This window comes from Pedobacter segetis (assembly GCF_016623585.1).
GTDB classification, from domain to species: Bacteria; Bacteroidota; Bacteroidia; order Sphingobacteriales; family Sphingobacteriaceae; genus Pseudopedobacter; species Pseudopedobacter segetis.
This window is the reverse complement of record NZ_JAEHFY010000009.1, coordinates 67,013-90,225: the sequence shown is the minus strand read 5'-3', so window position 1 is coordinate 90,225 and position 23,213 is coordinate 67,013. Positions and strand designations below refer to the sequence as shown.

Sequence of the window (23,213 nt, the reverse complement as noted above, 5' to 3'; positions counted from 1 at the left end):
TTATGCTTCTAAATCATTTTTTGGAAATGTTAATAACATATCTCTATAATATTCATATTGCTTTTTTCTTAACTCTATTTCCTTTGGTAAACCTTCACTTATGGAAGTAGTAAGCTTATCGAATTTGTCTAAGATGGAAACTACACGTTCTTGTTCTTCAGGAGGAGGTATTGGAATTATTGTCTTTCCTAAACCCTTTGCATTAATGGCAGAAATTTTACCAGAAGATATGTGTTTTTTAATTTGATCGTGGAATTGTTTGGTTCGTGTAAAATAAGCGACAAACTTTGCATTTAAAATGGTTTTATAAGAAAAACAAGCATCATGAATCACTACTCCTTCGTTACCTAACCAAGCCGTTCCTTTTCCAATATCTTCGATTGTTTCACCCGCTGCAACAATGACCACATCACCTTTTTGGGCTACACGCAAATTTTTATTTTTAACGAGCTCTTCACTCACAAAAGATTTTGTTTCGTCCGCCCAAGTACCATAATGTGTGTACATTTCGCCATAATGAATAGTAGGAACTCCCTCTGTAAACAAATCAGTTTTTACAAAACGTTTGCCTCTTTGAAACTCTCCAATACTCTCATCCCCCATGGGTAAATGTTGTACTTCGTTTTCATCAAAACAAAACAAATATTCTCGATAATAACAATACTGCTGTTTACGGGCTGTAAGCTCTGCTGTAAGCTCTGCTGTAAGCTCTGTAAAAGTATCGAGAATGGCAACTATTTTTTGTTGAATTTCGATTGATTTTTTTTGGTTTTCTGGGCTGGGAATGGGGATTAGTTTTTTGGAATAATTACTTATCCATTGTCGCTTGTGGTCTGCATCAATTAAGTCACTAGAAAAAGTGTTCAACCAATAATAAATATATTTTATTAAAGACTTAGATTCATCTTTAGAGGTAATCATCTTCATCGCTGATGACTTAGCCTTAAAATCAAAATCAACCCATTTATTGGCTGTTGTAAAATCATCAAAAATGATTACTGGCATTTTTGACGCTTTATAAATACCCTTAGTTTCATCAGTGTATCCAAGAATAAAAGTTTTGCCAGCGGTCAAAACTGGAGTTGGAAAATTATCATTATAATTTTTTGAATTCACTAAATATTTGGTCGGCTGTTCATAATCAGCAACCTCCCCTAAAGGTTTCCATTCCACAGCAACGCCATCTAATAATTTATCTAAATAACTCATGCTTCAATCTCGTTTACAATTTTATCAATATCAGCTCTCAGTTTATCTATCTTTTCTACAGTTTTGGCAACTTCTTTATTCAGTTCACAGATGTTAATTTGCTCTCTATTATCTTTCGCTGCTACATACGAACTTACCGATAGGTTATAATCGTTTTCTGCGATTTTAGTGTTTTCGATAGAAGTTGCCACATGCGTAACATCTTCCTTTTTATCGAACATTTCTATAATCTTGTCAATATGCTCATCGTTAAGTACATTGTTGTTGGTTACTTTTTTGAAGAAATTTTCGCCAGTAGCATCTATAAACTGTGTTTTGTTTTCTGTCTTATGCTTGGAAAGTACCAAGATAGTTACCGAAATAGAGGTGCCATAAAACAAATTGGACGGTAAAGCGATAATGGTTTCTACAAAATTGTTATCTACCAAATATTTTCTAATCTTTTGTTCGGCGCCACCTCTATAAAATATTCCCGGAAAGCATACTATAGCAGCCCTTCCTTTACTAGAAAGATAACTGAGTGCATGCAATACAAAGGCAAAATCGGCTTTGGACTTAGGAGCCAAAACGCCGGCAGGAGCAAAACGGTCATCATTAATCAAGGTAGGGTCGTCCGCGCCTATCCAATTGACCGAATAAGGTGGATTGGACACAATGGCATCAAAAGGTCTGTCATCCCCAAACTGAGGATTAATCAAAGTATTGCCCAATGCAATATCAAACTTATCGTAATTGATGTTGTGCAAAAACATATTCATACGAGCCAGGTTGTAGGTTGTATGGTTAATTTCTTGCCCAAAGAAACCATCTTCAATAATATGGTTGTCAAAGTGTTTTTTGGCTTGAAGCAACAAAGAACCCGAACCCGCTGCAGGATCGTATATTTTATTTACCGTAGTTTGTTTATGCATCGCCAACTGTGCTATAAGCTTGGATACGTGTTGCGGAGTAAAAAACTCGCCACCAGATTTTCCTGCATTAGCGGCATAGTTATTAATCAAAAATTCGTAAGCATCACCAAAAAGGTCGATTTGGCTGTCCTCAAAATTTCCAAAATTCAACTCTTCTACACCTTTCAAAATAGCAGCTAAACGGCTGTTTTTGTTATCTACCGTATTTCCTAAACGCGTACTGGTAGTATCGAAATCAGCAAATAGTCCTTTGATGTCTTGTTCGGAAGGAAATCCGTTTGCAGAACTCTCGATAGCATCAAAAACAGCTTTTAAGTCTGTGTTAAGGTTTGGATTGGTGCTGGCTGTTTTGGCAACATTTACAAAAAGCTGACTAGGTAAGATAAAGTAGCCCTTTGTTCGTACCGCATCAGCTTTAATTTCAGGAGTTATGATATCATCTGTTAACTTTGTGTAATCAAGACTATCATCACCTCCTTCCATATAATTGGCAAAGTGTTCACTAATATATCGATAGAAAAGTGTTCCTAATACAAAATGTTTAAAATCCCATCCATCTACAGAGCCCCGTACTTCGTTGGCTATTTTCCATATTTTATTTTGTAATATATCTCTTTGAATTGTGCTTGTCATTTTGCTTTTTAATAGGTCTTTTTTATTACTTTATTTTTTGGTTGAGGATTTGAAAACAATCCAGTATATCATCAAATTTGATGTAATTTGTTTCTAGTATCTGATTGAATAAAATGCTGTTTTCTTTTGCATAGATTTCTTTTTCGATGATGGCTTTTAATTTTACTTTATTAGCTTCATTGTCAGACAAAAGGATGTTAATGTCAATACCTATCAAAGCTGCTCCAGCTTTCGTGATGGTAAAATTTTCCATTTCATACACTTCTTCGTAATGTTCCATAGCCGCTCTTTCTTCGTGGATATTGAGATAGTTCAAAAGAATAAATCCCATATCATCCGCATCTTTATTGCCTTTATGATGTCTATCTTTCCAGGCAACCAATTTTAAAATGAAAATTCCGGCCAATGAAACAATATCAATTTCCAGTGTTTCATCTATCTTAACGCGTACTAAATCTTTTTCTGCCTCTTCAAATCCCAATACAGTCATTGCAAAAGATTGATCGGGCGGCCAGAAGATTTTGTCTTCAGCAGTTGTAATTCCACCATACGGAACTATATCTAACTGAAAGTCTTTTAGGTATAAAAACCGTTGCTGTTGCTTTGTATCTTTTTCAAAATCAGGTAGTTGAGTTATTTCTTTTTCAATAGTTGAAAATTCTTCCCACTTATCCACAGCTATAGCAATATCTATATCCTGAGTTCTTCTACCGGACTTTTCTCCGTGAAGTTCCATAATGATATCGCGGGCTGTGGCTCCAATGACGAAAAACTTGATTTCTAATTTTTGAAATATCGGAATTAGATCTTCCAAAAGCTTTTTTAGCAATGGATGCTCTAGCTTTTCACTTGATAGGTTATAATCCATTCTCTAGGATAATTTTGGCTGTTTCTATATTTCTATTGTTCCCAGTCCCTAATAAATCGGCATATACAACCAATGGGGGGGCAGTATATTCGTTTTTCAAATGAAGGTTGTCTGTCCAGAATTTACTATACAATTCAATATTTCCTGTTTCGTCTGGTACAAGTTTCAGTTCTTTTGCCACTTTGCTTGTTTCTTCGTCCGTAAATATGATATAATCTTTAGGCTTTAAATGACCGGTTAAAAGCTCTCCTCCGGGTTCTCCCCCGAAATAGAGTTTTATGTTATTATTATTGATAATGTTATTTGCATTGAATTCATTTCCGATGGCTCTCATTTTTTTTCTGAAAGAGCGAGGTTTTAGCAGTTCATTGTAGGCAATAACCCAACGTTCAATGATTTCATTTTGGTTTTTTAGCACTCTTTTATTTCTTGTTTTTAATAAATAGTGGCTTTCTTCTAGTTCTTTAAAAATATTACTTACAGACCCCAAAGCAATTCCTGTTTTTTCTGCTAATTCTCTATAAGAGAATTGCAAAGTTTCAGGGTTAGAGACAAGTAATAGGAGTAATTTCAACCCTGCTTCCTGAAATGCCCGGGTTTGGTTCGTTTTTTTATTGATTTTTGCTTTTCTACCTTCCACATATACAAAAAAATCCTTGGTCTTAATAAAGGCATTTCCCGATGTGTCAAGGTAATTGATGCCGTTTTGTTTTAGCTTTTCTGCGGTATTTTTAGTTAAGTAGTCAGCAATGAAGATATTGTTTTTTGAATGCTTAATATCCTTAAAAGCAGACATAATGATGCCGTAATTTGCATTTTTTGCATTTCTTTTAGCAATGCAATAAAAGGTCTCATTGTTAATCCGAAGCACCACATCATAGGTTTCCTTAACTGTTTCAATAGCGATAGAAATCCCCGTTGTGTTCTCTAGGGAAGCAATAGCTTCATAAACAAAATCATTGTCTCTGTACATTTCTTTGTTCAATAAAATTACGTGTTCAGCAGGAATGAACATTCAAAAATAGTGAACATATAGTTGCGAAACAAAATTTATGAAAAGTATTTTCAGATGGGCTTCCGCTTTTTTTAAATATATCGACAACACTTTTATACCTTTTCGAGTAGAAAAACAAATTAGTCAAAACATCAGGATAATTTATAAGGTAAGGATTTTGTCTATTCATATAAAATGCTTAATTTTAATTATCAATTTCAGTCAATTAGTTGCAGAAAAAAGGTGAGCATTTGGTGCGCATCAAATTATATGCATTGTAAAATATTGGTTTATAAAGGATTAAAACAAAAGTTCAAGTCCCGTCCATTCCGCTAAATACATTTCAAAGATGTGCAAAAACCTTCAAATCATATGATTTGAAGGTTTTTTTATTTAAGGGCTATCCCAAAATATTCAGCTTTTATCAAAAAAAAAGGGAGTAAATTGGGAGTCATTTTTTAAAAGGAATTAACCACTCCCGACTTACTATTTAAGTAATTGAAATACATTTTATTTGATGGTTAAACATTTTTAAATCAAATGATTAAATAGATATTGTATGATGATTGATTCTATACACTAATTATAATAATAAATCTACTTCAGCCCATAAAATGATGGCTTTTTAATTTTGGTCATTTAATAAATTACTATTGAGAATTTTTATGGCTACAAGGATTTGGAATTTAATGGAATAAGATGTAAAAAAGATAATTGAATAATCTTTACAGTTGTTGGAAACACCTATCATCTTTAATTTGCAATCTGGTAAGCAAAAGTTTGTGATTTATTTGTGAAACCATCAAATTAAGATTTATTTTTTTCGAAAATTAGATTAACCAAATTTTTATTCATCCATTTATATGGCTTATTAAGGTAATTCGCATTAAAATGTAAAGAGTGGGTGGTTTGGTTAATATTTTTATATTTGAGCCTACCAACTTATAATAAATATCTGTTTTTCTGATGCGTAAATTAGTATTTCTTATATTTTTATTCGTTTTCATATTAAGATTTGAAGGAGTATACAGTCAGGAAATAAGAGATTATTACTCAACTTTAAGTGAGGAGAAGTGGTTTCCAAGACAATCCATAAGAAGTATATTTCAAGATTCGAAGGGCTATTTATGGATTGCGACTAATGCTGGTTTATTTTCCTATAATAATTACCTTCTAAAAAACATTGATATTAGCAAAAAACTGCAAACAAATTTTTTAAGTATCACCATCAATAGTTTATCTGAAGACTTAAATGGGAACTTATTAGTAGCAACTGAAAGTGGTTTAGGCCTCATTAATTTTAAAAAAAATAAGAAGCTTTTTTTATCAAAAAGTTATGAAACAATTCCTAAGGTATTAACAGATCATGACGGAAAAATTTGGTTTTATAATACTCGTAAAGACTTATTTCAATTAGATCCTCAACATTACCAATCTCAAAAACTACAACCATTTCTTAATTTTCGGAAGGCTTCAGGCTTTAAAAACATTCAGATTCGACAAATGTATTTGTCTTCTCAAGGGAAAATTTTTTTAGCTACAAACGTGGGTCTATTCACTGTTGATAAGGAGCATAAAAGCCTTATACTATGTTTTAAAGATTATGAAGTTTTGAAGGTTTTAGAAACTTCGGACCAAAGGTTATTAATTGTTAGGAATGGTGATTTATTGCTTTTAAGAAAGAAAGTCCTTACTAACCGATATGAATTAGATCAAACTCTAATAAAAGGAGAGCGAATAAGACTATTGACAGGTGAGCCCAATGGGGTCATCGTGGCTTCCTCTGTGAATAAAGTTTTTGCTTGTTTGACAGGTGGGGTCAAAATCGAATTTCATTCTTTAGTTGAGGATTTTATTCGGCTTTATAATATTTCCATAACTGGATTGGCTATTGATAGAAATCATAACATTTGGATAGGGACCCAAAAAGGGCTGTTTAAAATCAATAGACAAAATATTAAAACACGATTCTATGATCAGTTCTCTCTGCAAACACAAGCTGGGAATATGGTCAATGACTTGTTCTACTACAACTCTAAGTTATGGGTTTGTTCCTCAAAAGAAGGTTTATTTACCTTGAACTTAAAGGCAGACCAACTAGATAAGATTCCTATTCCAATCACTAATGCCAATTTTATCAAAAACACTTCAGATGGTCATTTGAAGCTTTTGGCCAATCATCAGCTGTTTGAGTTTAATGCGAACAATCCAAAACAGTACTCCTCGGTAAAACTCCCTCATTTGCCAAATCAAATTACCGATATGTTAGAGATCATGCCAGGAGAATGGTGGTTTGTAAGTTGGACTTCGGGGATATATCGTTATGTCGATCCTTCTATTAAAAGCATCGATCATTTATTTTTTAAAGAAATTGCTGACAGTTTAAAAAGTTCAAATTTATTCGGTATGATAAAAACTAGGCAAAACCAAATCTGGGTTGTTACTAGGGGACAGGGTGCATTTAAGATCGATTTGAAGAATAAGCAGCTTTATCATTACCAAGAACATGGAATCTATCATTCTATTCCCTCTAATAGATTGATGTGTATTTTTGAAGATAGCCAATCTCAGCTCTGGATTGGCACACGAGGAAATGGCTTATTACGCTATAATCCAACTGCTGATGATTTTTCAGCATTTACGATTCAGGATGGATTACCTTCCAATACCATCTGTGATATAATCGAAAGTTCTAACGGAAACTTATGGGTCTCGACTTTAGATGGAATTGCTAAATATCAACCACGACAAATCTTACCTTTTTATCCTTATGGGATCGAGGATGGAATTTTTAATCCTGAGTTTAGTTTCTCTGTGGGAAGTGCAGGGCCTGATAATGCTTTGTTTTTTGGCGCATCTGATGGATTTTACAAAATAAATTACGTTAAGAAATCTGGATATTCTAAACCGATACCTGTAGTCTGGACGAACTTTAAGATTTTAAATCAAGACAATCAACAGGACAGCACCGCTTTTTCTCAACTACTGTCTCGTATTAATGAGGGAAAGAAGATTACTTTAACCTCTTACCAAGGCAGTTTTAGTATAGGTTTTGCGGCCCTTGACTTTACCGCCCCATCTAAGACGCAATATGCTTATAGGCTGTTGGGTTATGATCACCAATGGCATTTTATTACAGGCGAGAGTTCTTCGGCTCAATACTTAAATGTGCCTTCCGGAGATTATAATTTTGAGGTAAGGGCTACCAATGAAAGAGGAGAATGGACGACTAAACCAAAATCCTTACAAGTAACGATATTACCTAGTTTCTGGGTAACTAAGACCGCTATTTTAATTTACATTTTAACTTTATTTACTCTCATAACTATAGCATGGCTATTACTTAAAAGATGGTATAAATTAAAAGAGGATTTGAATTCGGAGCATGCAGTATCAGAAATGCAACAACAACAAATGGTTCAATTTGCTGATCTATCTCATGAAATAAAAAATAGATTGACCCTCATTTTAGGTCCCTTGGAAAATGCGCTTAAAGGTAAAAGGGTAAATCAAACTATACTTAATAATTTATATGAACAGACCCAGAGATTAAAAAGATTATCCGATCAAATTATTAAAATCAGAAAAAGTGAAAGCGGATTTTATGTTTTAAATGTTTCTGAGGAACCTATCAGACAACATTTAAGTCAGATTTTTTATGAAATGAAACCCTTGGCATTAGTGAAGAATGTGATGCTAAACATTCATTTACCCAATGAAGAATGCTATGCATGGTATGATAAAGAACTTTTAGAAATTATAGTCTTAAATGTTTTAGGTAATGCCATTAAATATTCTAAAGTGAATGGAAGGGTAGATATGAATATCACCGAACTTACAGATAAGGAAAGTGAGATAAAATGGTTAATGATTAAAATTATTGACGATGGTATCGGAATTCCAAAAGAGGATATTTCTAGAATAATGGATTTATTTTACCGGGCCCCTAATGCAAAAAGCTTAGGTTCCGAAGCATCAGGCGACGGTATTGGGTTAAATTTGGTTTCCAGGTTGATTAAAATTCATCATGGGCGATTATTGATTCAAAGTGAGCCCAATGTAAAGACTGAGTTTGAGATCAAAATTCCCATCAGTAAAAACGAATACAGTATCAGTGAGTTAAAAATGAGTGTGAAAAACACCCAAATTATACTCAATGAAACTGATATCAATCAAAATGCGATTATTCAACCAGTGGATAAATTGGAAGAATTTAACCTGCAAGATAAATCCATTTTGGTTATAGATGATGAGATTGAGATCCTTAATTTATTAACCGCTGGTTTAAAGGATACATTTAATGTCCATGGTGTAACCAACGGTAAATTAGCTTTGGATTTATTAATAAGCCAATCCTTTGATTTAATCATCAGTGATCTCTCTATGCCAAACATGGACGGTTTGACTTTATGTACAAATATTAGAAACCACCCTAAATTGAATCATTTACCATTTATCCTTTTAACTGCTCGTAACTCGGAAGAACAAAAACTGATTGCCTTTAAAGCTCAGGTTGATGATTTTATAGAGAAACCCTTTAGTGTTGAATTAATAAAATGGAGAGTCAAAGCTTTGCTCAGACAAAGAAAATCCTTGGCTCAAAACATACAAAAAGTAGTGGTTCCTGAACAAGCGATAGATGTTAGTGATTCTCCAGATGAGCAATTTATTCAAAAAGTGGTGAATATCATAGATGCTAACGTGTCAAATGAATTCTTAAATGTTGACTTTATTGCAGACGAAATGAGCATGAGCAGAGCGACATTATACAGAAGAATGGAGACACTTTTTGGAGAATCTCCTTCTCAATACATTAAAAAATTTAGACTTAAGAAAGCGGTAAGCTACCTTAAATCAGAAAAATATACCATCTCAGAAATAGCTTTCAAAGCTGGGTTTAAAACTGCAAATTACTTTAGCAAATGTTTCCACAAAGAATTTGGTAAATCTCCAACTGAGTTTATGGGTGGTCTATAAACCGCTTGCTATTTGAGTTTATTTTTAGGAGTAAACCTATTGCTTAAATTTAATGTAGAAAAATTCGGTTCTGTTAATCACTTTAATTATTTGTTTTTCAATTATTTATGAAGTGATACAATTTTACTCTATTTTGAGATTTAACTCATATAGGGTATCCCTATCTTGGTCAAAACCAATTAAAATAACTTTAAACTTAATTTAGTATGATTAAACACGTACGTTGCAGCGTATGGTTCAAAAGTGGTCTCTCCGTTTTACTTATCCTTTTAGTCTTTTCTAATTTGGCTATCGGTAGTGAAAGAGTAATGATAAACCATACCCATGCACTTCTATTTACCTATGTAAAAGAAAACACTAGACCTAGTTGGCGGCATTTTCTTAATGAAGCAATTCCGCAGAACCAGTTCACCGTCAGCGGTATAGTGACCGACGAAACTGGGGATCCATTAATTGGGGTCTCTGTCTCTGCTATTGGTGCTAAAGCAGAAACTCAAACCGATTTAAATGGTAAGTATGCTTTAGAAGTTCCTTCAGGTGTCAAAACCCTTAGATTTTCTTATATCGGTTTTCAAACACAAGATGTTCTTCTTAATGATCGCAAAATTATCAATGTTCAGTTAATGTCTGCGGATAACCAATTAAATGATGTGGTTGTGGTAGGTTACGGTACCCAAAAGAAAGAGAGTGTAGTTGGAGCTATCAGCCAAATTCAAGGAGATATTTTAAATAAAGTAGGAGGAGTTTCAACCATCTCAGAATCTTTACAGGGTTTAATTCCTGGATTGACCGCTGTGAACAGTAATGGTAAACCAGGGGCGGATGCCTCTAGTCTGTTTATAAGAGGAATTGCTACTACCAATGGCTCAGGTTCTCCTTATATTTTAGTAGATGGAGTTGAAAGAGATTTAAATCAGATAGATCCGAATGAAATTCAGTCTATATCTATTTTAAAAGATGCTTCTGCAACTGCTATTTATGGGACAAGAGGTGCAAACGGTGTAATCTTAGTGACAACAAAAAGGGGTACTAAAGGAAAACCTGAATTTTCCTTTACCTCAAACTTTGGTTTTAAAACACCAACCGTTAACCTGAAATACGCAGATTATATTATTTCTCAGAAATTATATAACGAAGCCGCTTTAAATGATGGTTTATACGGCAATTTAATTCCGGAATCTATTATCAATGCGTGGGAGCAAAATATTAATCAGGCAGGGCCTAACAACCCTTACTTCCCTCAAATCAATTGGTGGGATGAAATGATCAAAAAGGTTGGATATCAAAAGAACTACAATTTAAATGCAAGTGGTGGCTCTGATTTTATGAAGTATTTTGTTTCTGTTGGTTATTTAAATGATGGAGATATCTACAATACTCACCCCAACCCTAATTTTGATCCCAGTTTTAAACTTCAAAGATATAATTGGAGGTCTAACTTTGATTTTAATGTTACTAAAACAACCACTTTCTCTGTTGATTTCTCTGGAAATTTTAGATACAGAAATCAGCCGGCTTACCGTATAGATGGCGGGGGTGAGAATGGTTACGGACAAGCTGAATTTTTTCAAAAATTATATTTAGCCCCAAGAAACCTTTTTCCACTTACCTATCCTGATGGTACCATCGGAGAATCAGGTGCAGGAAATAACAATATTTATGTTGCATTGAATGATGGAGGCCAGCGGGTTTATAAATATTTTCAAGGATACTATGATGCGCAATTGAATCAAAAATTAGACTTTATTACTAAAGGACTAAGTGCTAATGGGAAAATTTCTTACACCTCTGGTTCAGCCTATCAAAACTCAATTACAGACAATATAGCTGGTAGTGATGCTGATTTGAATGTAATTAGGTATTACAGACAGTATGATTTAACTCGTCCACAAATTGCATCAGATGGATCAGTTTCTTATCCTTTAATCAATGAAATTAGGTATCCAAATGCAACCGTACAAGACCAACCTTTATCAGCTTCAGGTGATCAGATTTATGGTTATTTAAGGAATCTTTACTATGAGCTTTCACTTAACTATAGTAGGAAGTTTGGTGATCATGAAGTCTCTGCCTTGGCTCTTTTTAACAGAAGAGCAGAAATCAGCCAAGGGAATACTAACCAGTTAGGTATAGGTTTGTTTGGGGAAGATTTTGCGGGTAGAATTACTTATGGATATAAATCTCGATATCTACTCGAATTTGATAATGCTTATACCGGCTCTTCAAAATTTGCAGTTGGTAAAAAATTCGGATACTTCCCTTCTGGTGCTGTTGGATGGATCATCAGTGAAGAACCTTATTTTAAAAGGCTCTTAGGGAAAAATGTATTAGATTATCTGAAAGTAAGATACAATTACGGTTTAACAGGTAGCGATGATGTGCCAAGTAATCTATTTCTTCAAAGTTATGGTAGCGGAGGCAATGTGAGGTTTGGTGATACTGGTGTAAATATGTACGGTCCGCTATATCGAGAAGGCCCAACAGCTAACCCAGATAATACTTGGGAAAGGTCTATTAAACAAGATTTAGGGATAGATTTTGAATTCTTCAATAAGTTAAAAGGTACAGTTGATTTATTTAAAGAAGATAGAAATGACATCTTATTAAGGTTAAATACAGTTCCTACAAGCTTTGGTAATTCTGCACCTTTTGCTAATGTAGGCAGAACAAAAAATCACGGTTTTGAATTAGGGTTAAACTATAATGATAAAATTGCGGATAAGATTAACTACGCTATACGCCTTAACTATAACTGGTCTGAAAACAGAATCGTGAATAAGGATGATCCTCGTAATCAAGAAGATTACTTAAAAGCCGCTGGTAAAAGTATAGGATATCAGACCAAATATATACAAGGGGGGTACTACAACTCTTTGGATGATATTTTTAATACGGCAAATAGTACTTCATTGGGAGTATCTCAAGATAGATTAATCCCTGGCGATTTCTTATTCTATGATTATAATGGTGATGGAGTGATTAATGCATTGGATATGGTCCCGATGGCTTACACCTCTTTACCACTTCAGAACTATTCTTTAGGCTTAAGTTTAAGCTATAAAAATTGGGGATTTAATGCCTTATTGTATGCTACGTTAAATAACTATAAGAATATTGATGGACAATTTTTATGGGACTTTAATAACGGATTTGTAAATGGTCAGCCTAATATTACTGGACGTTGGACACCAAGCAATATGAATGCAGAAAAGCCTGCATTACATATCAGTAATACAGCACATGATCAAATTAGTTCAACATACAGTTATCTTAGTGCATCATACATCAGATTAAAGAATGCTGAAATTTCTTATCGCTTGCAATCTACCAAGCTGAAGAATTTTGGTGTGAAATCTCTACAATTTTACGCCAATGGTAATAATCTAATCACCTTTACCAAATTAGACAATAGAATAGATCCTGAAACCCAAGGTTCTAAGGTTTATCCGATTGTGAGAAGGTTTAATTTAGGTCTAAGAGCTAATTTTTAACACAAGTAAAATGAGAAAAAATAAGATTATATACGCTTTATTGCTACTTTTTAGTGTGACGAGCTGTAAAAAATATCTAGATAAAACAGATAAAGTAGGATTAGTGGAAGATGATGTTTTTAGTACTTATGAAAGTGCTCGTGGTTATCTTGATCAAAGCTATGCTGCTTTAGCTGATATACATGATTGGAATTCTCAACAATTACAGAGATCTAATATTAATTGTCTTTCTGATGAAATGGCTTCTTTGATAACCGAAAATAACGGTATTGCAAATGTGATTAATACAGGTAATTGGTTAAACCAATCCAATTTAGGAGAGATAGGGGATAACAGAGGGAATAGTTTTGATAATGTGCGAACAACTACTGCGCCAGTAATGGAGAATGCCTATTATATTCTAAGGGTTGCAAATAAAGTTATTGAAAAAGCTCCCACTATTCCAAATATTACTAATGATCAACTGAATCAGCTTTTAGGGCAAGCTTATTTCATGAGAGGTTGGTATTATTTTCAGCTGATTCTGAGAGTAGGAGGACTGCCGATTTATGATAAAGCCTTTAATCCAAATGATGATTTGGATTTACCAAGGTCAACCTATCAAGAATCTAATGATTTTGTGATCAAGAATATGGATCGGGCAATTCAAATGCTTCCAGATAAGTGGGATCCTAACCAAACTGGAAGAGCCACCAAAGTGGCGGCAATGGCTGTAAAAGAGATGGCTGAGTTATATGCTGCCAGTCCACTCATGCAAAATGACCTGAATTCTACCGTAGATAAAGGTTATGGCCTTCCACAAGCCGAGAAAGCTGCACAGTATGCCAACGATGTAATTAAGTACTGTATGAAAAATACAGGAGGCACAAACTACAGACTTTCATCAGGCTCTAAATACTCGAATATCTTTTACCATTTCCCAAATAATGCGAGTGATGAAGAACTATGGTACAGGATGGATGCGGGATCTAGAGATCAAACTAGAGGATTGAGATGTATGTATATTCCTCAATACCTATCTGGTGGTACGGGTCTAGATGCTGCTGCGTTTAATGGCCCAACTCAGAATATGGTAGATAAGTTTGAAGTCATTAATAATGGTCAGGCTTATCAGATAAGTGATCAAAGATCAGGATATAATGCTCAAGATCCATACAAAAATAGAGATCCAAGATTTTACAGTGATATTATTTACACAGGACAACAATGGGGATCTAATGCCAACAACACACCTGCTTACCAAGAGTTATACGTTGGTGGAAGAGATCAATTAAATGCAAGCAACAATCCTAACACAAAAAACAGAATGATTTCTGGTTATGAATGTAAGAAGTTTGTTTGGGAAGGATGTAACACCTTTAAAAATCAATACAATAACTTCAGACTAAATACTTGTTATATCAGATTGGCTCAGGTTTATTTAGATTTTGCTGAAGCGATGAATGAAGCATATGGGCCAAATGCCGATCCAAAAGGATATGGATTAACGGCAGAGCAAGCGATTAACATCATTAGAAATCGTGTGGGCATGCCAAATGTTCTTCCAGAATATACTGCTTCAAAAGAAGTGTTTAGAGACCGTATCAGAAATGAGAGAGCCGTTGAACTATGTTTTGAGAACCAGAGATGGCATGATTTAAGAAGATGGATGATTGCAGAAGATGTTTTCAAAAAACCTATTCAAGGTATAGAAGCTACTCCACCAGCAAACCACAGATCTATAATAGACAAAAGCACTTTACAGTTTACCTATAGAGTGATTGATCTTAGTACAGAAGTAAGAGTGTTTGATACTAAGAATTATTGGTATCCAGTTCCTCAAGATCAAGTGAACAGTCAGTTTAATTTTAAACAAAATCCGGGTTGGTAATCAATGATGAACCACATTTTAATGAATAAAATCATGCTAAAATTAAAATATAAAAATATACTTCTCTTCATTGGAATGCTTGCCGTACTTTCTCTTACAGTTGATAAGGGATACGCCCAAAAAGGAGGAAAGCACAAAGAAAAGGCTCAAAAAAGTAAAAAGATAAAAGAGGTGAGCATCAAAGCAAAGGTAGTTGATGAAAAAGGTAAGCCAATTGAAGGGGCTATAATTTTAGTTGGCGAAGGTTTACTAAAAACTACTACAGACCAAAATGGAATTTTTGAAGTAAAATCACCTACAAATGCAACTATCATCATTCAGTCTTTAGGATATGGTAAAGTTACTCTAGATTTAAAAAACTCTAGTATCCCAAATGAAATTGTACTATCCAAAAAACTGATGTACGCCTCTGAATCAGATTTAGTAGAGTTACCTTTAAATCTTACTATGAACAAAAGAGAGTTGGTGGGTGCTATAAGTAAAATTGATGGCGAAGAGCTATCCAAATATCCTGATTTATCTTTGTCGAATACTTTACAAGGTAAATTAATGGGTTTGTTTGTAGAGTCAACATCTAGTGGTTTAGGAAATAACAGTTCAAACCTTTATGTACGTGGACTCAACAGATCTGGTGGAGACGAGGCACTTACCTTGGTAGATGGTATAGAAAGACCCTTGAACTTCATAAATCCAGATGAAATTCAAAGTGTTGAAGTTATTAAAGATCCTAGTTCTAAAATTCTTTATGGGCCCAGAGCTGCAAATGGCATTGTTTTAATTACAACCAAAAGAGGATTACCCAATACGAAAGTCTTGAAAGTTAGCGCAGATTTTGGAATGAGTACAGGTACACGTTTACCAAAATATTTGGATAGTTATCAATATGCTCAACTTTATAATGAGGCAAGGCAAAACGATGGGTTTACGCCTTTTTATTCTGATTCAACGCTTTTAGGATACAAAAATAGTACTGGCCCTTATGATTTAAAGTATCCAAATGTTGATTATTACAATTATTTTCTGTTTAAATCTACTCCAATAAAAAGAGTTAATATTGATTATTCTGGTGGCACAGATAAAAGTGATTACTCCTTAATTTTAGGTTATACCGGAGCACAAGGTTTTGAGAAAATTGGTAAAACGCCAACCCAAGACCGAATCAATATCAGAGGAAATCTAGATTTCAATATATCTCCGAATTTCAACGCATTTGTTGATGCAAGTGGAATCGTAGAACGTAGACTTTGGAGTGGCTTTAACCAAGACCAAGTATTTAATGTTTTAAGTACATATAGACCCAATGAATTCCCGCTTTATATTGATGATCCAAATTTATTATCCCAAAGTACTCCTATCGGTTTAGCTTACGTACCACCTTTAGGGGGCTCCTTTTTAAGACCGACAAACCTAGCCGGAGAGTTAATCTATGGAGGGAATACGCAACATAATTATTTTTATGGACAAACTAATTTTGGATTAGATTTCAACCTTCAAAAAATTGTAAAAGGATTTACTTTTAAAACAGTACTCAATTTTGATAATTATCAATTTTTTCAGAGTGGAAGAAACTTGGTGCCTGTTACTTATGCATCACAACAAACTGTAAATAATTTAGGCGAAAAGGTTACTGAATATATACCACTTCAAAAAAGAATTACAGCAGATTATGATGTTAGGCAAGGACAAGATATTAGTAGAAACTTTGGTTTTAATGCAACATTAGGCTATCATCATCAATTTGATAACAGTGAGCTTAAAGGAAATTTAACACAGTTCTACTATAAATATGAAAATCAAGGTTCCTATCAAGCTATTGAGAATAGCAACTCTGTTTTGAGCTTAAATTATGGGATCAAAAACAAGATTTACCTCAACGGTTCTTTAGCCCTTATGGGAAGTAATAAGTTTACTGGGAGTAATAAGTTTGAATTATTTCCAGCAGCAGGCTTTGCATGGGTATTAAGTGATGAAGGATTTCTTAAAAATTCAAAAACCATAAATTATCTAAAGTTTAAAGCTGATTTCGGAATTCTTGGTTATGATAGAGCAACAGATTTTTATTTATTTCAGAGTCGATGGTTTAACAATGGAAGTGTGAACTCTGGAGATTCTAATAATGCTTATTCTACGTCCAGAACAAGTATAAATATTATAGGGAATCCTGATTTAAATTGGGAAAAATCACGTGAAATTAATATTGGTTTTGAGGGAGTTACCGCAAAGAATAAGTTGTCTTTTGAGTTTAATTACTTTAATAACTTAAGATATGATATCATTATTAACCCGGTTTACGCCTACTCTTCACTAGCAGGGGGATTATATCCGAGATTAAATTTAGGTAAAACTTCCAACCAAGGTGTTGAGGGACAATTAAATTGGCAAAATCATCTTGGAAAAATTGACCTTACCTTAGGGGGTAATTTTACTTATTCCCGAAACAAGATTGAGAGAAATGCTGATGTGTTTAATCTTGACCCATCTTTAAATACCATTGGGCAACCTTCTGATGTGATTTTCGGCTATGTATCGAAGGGATTATTTAAAACAGCATCAGAGGTAAGTGCGGCTCCGTTCCAAACTATGGGTCCTTATGGAGTAGGAGATCTTCAGTACGCAGACCTAAATGGAGATAATGTGATTGATTCAAGAGATCGTAAGGTCATCGGAAATTATTTCCCTAGAGCCGCCATTGGAATGAATGTGAACTTGAAATATAAAAACTTCGGACTTTATGTTTTAAGTACCTCTGAGATTGGTGTAGATAACCTCTTGAATAATTCTTATTACCGCAATAATGGAGAAGGTAAGTATTCTGTATTGGCTTTAGATCGCTATCATCCAATAAATAATCCAAACGGAAACTATCCAGAATTAACCACTCTAAGTGGTGCTAACAACAATGTGAATTCAACATTTTGGGTACAGAATGCCAACTTCTTTAGACTTAAAAATGTGGAGTTGAGTTACAGCGTGGATAAAGGATCGTCCACTTTGAAGAATTATACATTTTATCTAAGAGGTACTAATTTATTTGTACTTTCTAAAAATAAAGAGTTGGATCCGGAAGTGATTAATGCAGGAGTGACTAATTATCCGATTTATCGTACCATCACTTTAGGAGCATCAGTTAAATTTTAAGCTAAATAGAAATGAAAAAAATTAAAGTATATTTATTATTAGCTGTTTTAGCATCAGGGATAATGTCCTGTAAGAAGGCATTAGAACTTAAAACAGATAGCACATTTGATGATGACGTAACTTGGTCATTACCCGATAAGGCAGGGGGCGTTTTAAATAACGCCTATGCGAATATTCCAAATCTATACGATAGTTATTCGGGTAATAACTTTCTTGATGCAGCCACTGACGATGCAGTTTCTAATAATTTTGGTTCCGCTATCGCAACCTTAGGAGCTGGCGATTTATCAGCCATTGATAACCCAGTAGGAAGTTGGGTAAATTGTTATAATCAAATTAGATACGTCAATCTGTTTCTTGAAAAGGGGTTAACTAATAAAATCAATTACGATTTAACTAGTGTAGCGAATGATCAAGCATATAAACGTAAATTAAAAGGAGAAGCCTTTTTTTTAAGAGCGTATTGGAGTTTCTTATTATTACAGCAATACGGGGGTAAAACAACAAATGGTGAGGCTTTAGGTTATCCTATAGCTACTCCTATCTTATCAGATGCAGAATCTAAAAACTTGAACATTACCAGAAACACCTATGCGCAATGTGTTCAACAAATTTTAGATGATTGCGATACAGCTATTCAATATCTTCCGTCAAAATACATCGGTCAAGATGCAATCACAGGAAGCAGATATATGGGTAGGGCAGACCAACAAGTTTGCTTAGCATTGAAAGCAAGGGTTGGAGTTTATGCAGCGAGTCCGGCTTATCAGCCAGATAATATTACAAAAATTACAGGGATGGGTCAGTTTACAGTTGTTGATCCCAATGCTTATCAACAAAAATGGCTAAAGGCGGTAACATTAGCCCAAGATGCCATTAACGTAATTGGAAACTTCAGCTCATTAAAGGCTTCTGATTTTAACAAAACCTCAACTCCAAATGATATGATTTGGAGAAAGAATGCCGTCAACAATGTAATGGAACAAAATCAATATCCACCATTAGCTTTTGGAAGAGCGATTACAGGACCATCGCAGAATTTAGTTGATGCCTTTCCAGCGGTTAATGGTTATCCTATAACCGACAGCAGATCGGGCTATGATTCTGCTAATCCATATGCGAATAGAGACCCGAGACTTTCCATGGATATTTATGTTAATAATGATTTATTTGATGGTCGTTCTTTAGAGATTTTTGAAGGGGGTCTAGATTCGCATAGCCGATTTCCAAATGCAACTAGAACAGGCTATTACTTAAAGAAATGGTTATCTACAAAAAGTGATATCCTAAATCCTGAAGCACCATTGAATGATTACCATTGGTATGGGATACTAAGAAAAACTGAACTTTATTTAAACTATGCCGAGGCCGCAAATGAAGCCTATGATCCAAACATAATTCCCCCTGGCTCCACGATGTCTGCATCAACAGTAATTAAAAATATCAGGAAAGCAGCAGGATTGACCGCAGCAACATCAGATGCTTATGTAACTGAAGTAGCTCTTTCTGGTAAAGATAATTTCAGGAAGTTGATTCAGAACGAACGCAGATTAGAATTGGCTTTTGAAAATCAACGTTATTTTGATATGAGGAGATGGGTGCTGCCTCTTAATGAAACGATAAGAGGAATAAAGGTTACAGAAGATGCACCTTATGTGTTTAGTTATCAAATTATAAATGTGGAGCCAAGAAACTTTAATGATATAAAATATTATTATTTGCCACTACCTTATGATGAGCTTTCTAAAAGCCCAAGCTTGGAAAACAATTTAGGTTGGTAATTTAAAAAACAAAACAATGAAATTATTCAAGAATATAGCTTTTATAGCAGGTGTAGCTTTATGCTTTACCGCTTGTAAAAAATACGAGTCCTATGTTGTAGATTACACCTACAGTACGGTTTATTTTGCATCCCAAAAGCCGTTGAGAACGATAGTGGCTAATGATGATATGAGTTTTAGGGTTGGAGTAATGATGGGTGGAGTAAGATCAAATACCAAAGATCAAACTGTGAAGTATGAAATTGATCCCTCATTATTAACTACAGTTCCAGGAGCGAGTTCATTTACTTTATTACCTACTAGTTATTATACGCTCAGTGATAATTCAACCATGATTATTCCTAAAGGCCAGGTATTAGGAGAGGTAAAAGTAACACTTAATAAATCATTTTTTACTGCTGATCAGGCTAGCGTAACTAATATCTATGCTTTGCCTCTAAGAATTGTAAGTTCTACAACTGATTCGGTTTTACGAGGTGATGCAAATCATGAAGCTAAAGATTATACTATTTTGGTAGTAAAGTACATTAGCCCGTATAGTGGTACTTATTATCATAAAGGGGTAGAAACTTCAGGTTCAACAGTTAATAGTTACACAAATAAAGACCTCAATCAAAATGCAACCTGGGCTTTATCTACTTTAAGTGTGAATGAGTTGCAAACTCCAGGATCTGGAAGTAAATCAACTCCTAACCTAAAATTAGTTTTAAATGGATCTAATGTTTCAGTAGTAGATCTATCAAAGACAGCACCTAATAATGTTACCGGAAGTGGTACTTATGATTTGAATTCAAAATCTCTTTTCCTTAATTACAATTATGATCAAGGAACTAGTGTGTTTTCTGTTAAAGATACCCTAATCTTAAGGCAATCTCCAGAATCTGAATTAAGATTTGAAGAATGGTAAACTAAACGTTTAAACTTCTCGCTATGAAGTTTATAATTTAAGTTTCTTGTTTGCCGATCACTAAACCTCTAAGTTTATTTATTTAAACTCAGAGGTTTTTTATTTATTCTATCCATTGAAGATGGGTTCCTTTTAGATTTTATGGCTTTTTTAATGCTAATGAGGATGTTTTTCAATTTGAGATAGAATTACCCGCATTTGATATTTTTATTTCTCTTATCCAGAATAAATTTACCCCGAACCAATAATTAAAGCTATGTTAAATTTTTACAACAAGAAAAGATTGTTACTATGTACTATGGTTTTCTCTGCATTGGCTTCAAGTGCCTCAGAGAAAATAAATGATGAAAAACCAAAGTTTCATCAAACTGATAAACAAAAAGTTGATTACTTTAAAGCAAGATATCAATATCCACTTCTTCCCAATTTTGAGGTTTTTAATGGAATAGACCTAAGTGCTAAAAAGATTCAACAAAGCAGTTTTGTTTCTAAAAATCAATCGGTCTTTCTAAATAGGAAGTCTAACACGGGTATAAGCAATGCTCCTACGGCTTTTACAGCGGGTAACTTATTGGTAGTGGTTGTAGATCCAACATCAAGTGGTTCTTCTGCCATTACCTTAAATGAATATTCTACTAGCGGTACAGTAGGTGCAGTTCATAGTATTGATAATACCCAATATTCGCTTGCAACAGGAAATCAAGGCGAAGGTTTAGGTAATTTGTCTCAAAATGGCAACTATTTTTCATTGGGGGTTTACAATGCACCAGCAGGCACACAAAATATTGCTTCAACAACATCTTCAGCTTATCCACGTGTTATACTAAGGCTTTCAGCAGATGAAACTTTAGATACGGTGCAATTGACAAATACATTTAACAAAGGAGATATTTTTGGAGCGGTATGTGACGATAATGGGACCAAGTTCTGGGCTGGAGGGAGTACCAGTTCTGGTGGTGTGGCAGGATTAGTTTTTAAGGAAAAAGGAACTACTGCAGCCCCTGTTAATATCACTGGTAATAATTTGCGTTCTCCACAAATCTTTGGAGGTACATTATATATTTCTGGAAACGTAGGAACTATCGGAAGTACTGATGTAGTTAGGCTGGCTAGTTTTTCTACACCTTTGCCAGAAACGGCCTCAAGTCCAATTAACTTGAATAATTCAGATTTATCTAAAACTATTGCAAATGGTGGTGTTCAAGTAGATATTTATCAATATGTTGTGGCCGATATGGATGGAACTCCTGGTCCGGATGTGGTTTATGTTTCTAATGTCAATGGTTCCAATACACCTGGAATCAAAAAATATGTTTTAGAATCCGGAAGTTGGAATTATAAATATACTATAGTTAATGGTACTTCTCAATTTAGAGGTTTAACTGGAGAAAGATCAGGAAGTGATGTTATTTTGTACGGTGTTGCTGATGGAAACAAAATCATCAAGGTGATAGATGCCAATGCTTTAACTAATTTAACCACTGCTCCAACACCTAGCGTTTTAGTAACTGCAAGTTCCACCCAACAATTCAGGGGTATAAGTTTCACTCCAGGTAGTCCTTCCACTTTGCCACTTACTTTAGAGTCTTTTGGAGCAAAAGTTCGTGATCACTTTAATCAATTATCTTGGCAAACTGCTTCAGAAGTGAATAGCTCTCATTTTGTGGTGGAAAAAAGTATAGATGGAAAGCAATTTAATGAAATAGGTAGTGTAGATGCGGTAAACACCAGTGGTACACATAACTACCAATTTGTTGATAAAGATTTGAGTCATTATACCGTTTATTACAGATTAAAAATGGTTGATTTAGATGGAACTTTTAAATATTCCTCTGTAGTGGCTGTTAAAGGGTTACAAACTTTAGATGTAGAAGTATGTCCAATACCAACAAAAAATCAAATCAGCTTAGATTATCCTGAAGTAAAAAAAGAAGGTCAAGCAGAAATTTATAACACCGTCGGGCAAGTTAAATTATCATTTAAACTACCTTCGGGGAGTACACATTTAGATCAAAACTTATCGAACTTAAAAACGGGAATTTATTGGTTGAGATTGGATATTGATGGAGTAAAAACCACGAAGAAAATTATCAAGGAATAATTACTCCAAGTTTTTGAATCGAGGATAAATTTGTACTTATGCTCTATCCTTGTTTTTTGCCTCAACCAACAAACTTAAACTAGTGGAGGGAAGCTTACTTCAATTATTTTAACAGCATCCGCTACCACATTAAGAAAGTTGCTTGCAGCCCTTAAGGGGCTTTTACCTTCAACCCATCGATAAGATTGTGAAACTTTATGAAAGGCTCCTGCGGGCTGAAAAGAACAGGAAATGATTTTCCGTAATTCCAATATGTACCAAAGCCCGGCTCATTTACTGAACCGGGCGCTTGGTTTTTGCTTTTTACAGGATTAAAAAATAATTCTTATTATC

11 protein-coding genes are annotated in these 23,213 nt (G+C 34.3%); 7 read left to right on the top strand and 4 right to left on the bottom strand.

Features of this window, described 5'->3' with window-relative positions; all coding sequences use genetic code 11:
* From I5M32_RS07810 to I5M32_RS07795, 4 genes are read right to left on the bottom strand one after another with little or no spacing between them, the layout of a single operon-like run.
* Entirely contained in the window at window positions 1-1,209 is a 1,209-nt protein-coding gene (locus tag I5M32_RS07810; protein WP_200585640.1) for a restriction endonuclease subunit S, read from the bottom strand.
* A complete protein-coding gene (locus tag I5M32_RS07805; RefSeq protein WP_200585639.1) occupies window positions 1,206-2,753 on the bottom strand; it encodes a type I restriction-modification system subunit M in 1,548 nt (515 codons plus the stop codon). The genes I5M32_RS07810 and I5M32_RS07805 overlap by 4 nt, the downstream gene beginning before the upstream one ends.
* A gap of 25 nt (window positions 2,754-2,778) precedes the next feature.
* Window positions 2,779-3,621, bottom strand: a complete 843-nt coding sequence (locus I5M32_RS07800) for a nucleotidyl transferase AbiEii/AbiGii toxin family protein (protein WP_200585638.1) — start codon at window positions 3,619-3,621, stop codon at window positions 2,779-2,781.
* On the bottom strand, window positions 3,611-4,636 hold the full coding sequence (locus tag I5M32_RS07795; protein ID WP_200585637.1) for a type IV toxin-antitoxin system AbiEi family antitoxin: 1,026 nt from the start codon (window positions 4,634-4,636) through the stop codon (window positions 3,611-3,613). The genes I5M32_RS07800 and I5M32_RS07795 overlap by 11 nt, the downstream gene beginning before the upstream one ends.
* A gap of 945 nt (window positions 4,637-5,581) precedes the next feature.
* Between I5M32_RS07795 and I5M32_RS07790 the strand changes: the two genes are divergently transcribed.
* The 7 genes from I5M32_RS07790 (at window position 5,582) to I5M32_RS07760 (ending at window position 22,880) form a co-directional block, all read left to right on the top strand.
* Entirely contained in the window at window positions 5,582-9,592 is a 4,011-nt protein-coding gene (locus tag I5M32_RS07790) for a hybrid sensor histidine kinase/response regulator transcription factor (protein WP_200585636.1), read from the top strand.
* Between the two features lie 206 nt (window positions 9,593-9,798).
* Window positions 9,799-13,083: a SusC/RagA family TonB-linked outer membrane protein gene (locus I5M32_RS07785; RefSeq protein ID WP_200585635.1), complete on the top strand. Its 3,285-nt coding sequence runs from the start codon at window positions 9,799-9,801 to the stop codon at window positions 13,081-13,083.
* Between the two features lie 10 nt (window positions 13,084-13,093).
* Window positions 13,094-14,953 carry a RagB/SusD family nutrient uptake outer membrane protein gene (locus I5M32_RS07780; protein ID WP_200585634.1) on the top strand — a complete coding sequence of 620 codons (1,860 nt, stop codon included), beginning with the start codon at window positions 13,094-13,096 and terminating at the stop codon, window positions 14,951-14,953.
* 33 nt (window positions 14,954-14,986) lie between these two features.
* Window positions 14,987-18,091: a SusC/RagA family TonB-linked outer membrane protein gene (locus I5M32_RS07775; RefSeq protein WP_200585633.1), complete on the top strand. Its 3,105-nt coding sequence runs from the start codon at window positions 14,987-14,989 to the stop codon at window positions 18,089-18,091.
* Between the two features lie 11 nt (window positions 18,092-18,102).
* On the top strand, window positions 18,103-19,872 hold the full coding sequence (locus I5M32_RS07770) for a RagB/SusD family nutrient uptake outer membrane protein (protein ID WP_200585632.1): 1,770 nt from the start codon (window positions 18,103-18,105) through the stop codon (window positions 19,870-19,872).
* 16 nt (window positions 19,873-19,888) lie between these two features.
* A complete protein-coding gene (locus I5M32_RS07765) occupies window positions 19,889-20,779 on the top strand; it encodes a BT_3987 domain-containing protein (RefSeq protein WP_200585631.1) in 891 nt (296 codons plus the stop codon).
* 256 nt (window positions 20,780-21,035) lie between these two features.
* Window positions 21,036-22,880 (top strand): T9SS type A sorting domain-containing protein, encoded by a 1,845-nt coding sequence (locus I5M32_RS07760; RefSeq protein ID WP_200585630.1) that lies wholly within the window; start codon window positions 21,036-21,038, stop codon window positions 22,878-22,880.
* Window positions 22,881-23,213 lie beyond the last annotated feature (333 nt).

Excerpts from the sequence above, each read along its gene's own strand:
- I5M32_RS07810 (WP_200585640.1), bottom strand. The coding sequence starts at position 1,209 with ATGAGTTATTTAGATAAATTATTAGATGGCGTTGCTGTGGAATGGAAA.
- I5M32_RS07805 (WP_200585639.1), bottom strand. The coding sequence starts at position 2,753 with ATGACAAGCACAATTCAAAGAGATATATTACAAAATAAAATATGGAAA.
- I5M32_RS07800 (WP_200585638.1), bottom strand. The coding sequence starts at position 3,621 with ATGGATTATAACCTATCAAGTGAAAAGCTAGAGCATCCATTGCTAAAA.
- I5M32_RS07795 (WP_200585637.1), bottom strand. The coding sequence starts at position 4,636 with ATGTTCATTCCTGCTGAACACGTAATTTTATTGAACAAAGAAATGTAC.
- I5M32_RS07790 (WP_200585636.1), top strand. The coding sequence starts at position 5,582 with ATGCGTAAATTAGTATTTCTTATATTTTTATTCGTTTTCATATTAAGA.
- I5M32_RS07785 (WP_200585635.1), top strand. The coding sequence starts at position 9,799 with ATGATTAAACACGTACGTTGCAGCGTATGGTTCAAAAGTGGTCTCTCC.
- I5M32_RS07780 (WP_200585634.1), top strand. The coding sequence starts at position 13,094 with ATGAGAAAAAATAAGATTATATACGCTTTATTGCTACTTTTTAGTGTG.
- I5M32_RS07775 (WP_200585633.1), top strand. The coding sequence starts at position 14,987 with ATGCTAAAATTAAAATATAAAAATATACTTCTCTTCATTGGAATGCTT.
- I5M32_RS07770 (WP_200585632.1), top strand. The coding sequence starts at position 18,103 with ATGAAAAAAATTAAAGTATATTTATTATTAGCTGTTTTAGCATCAGGG.
- I5M32_RS07765 (WP_200585631.1), top strand. The coding sequence starts at position 19,889 with ATGAAATTATTCAAGAATATAGCTTTTATAGCAGGTGTAGCTTTATGC.
- I5M32_RS07760 (WP_200585630.1), top strand. The coding sequence starts at position 21,036 with ATGTTAAATTTTTACAACAAGAAAAGATTGTTACTATGTACTATGGTT.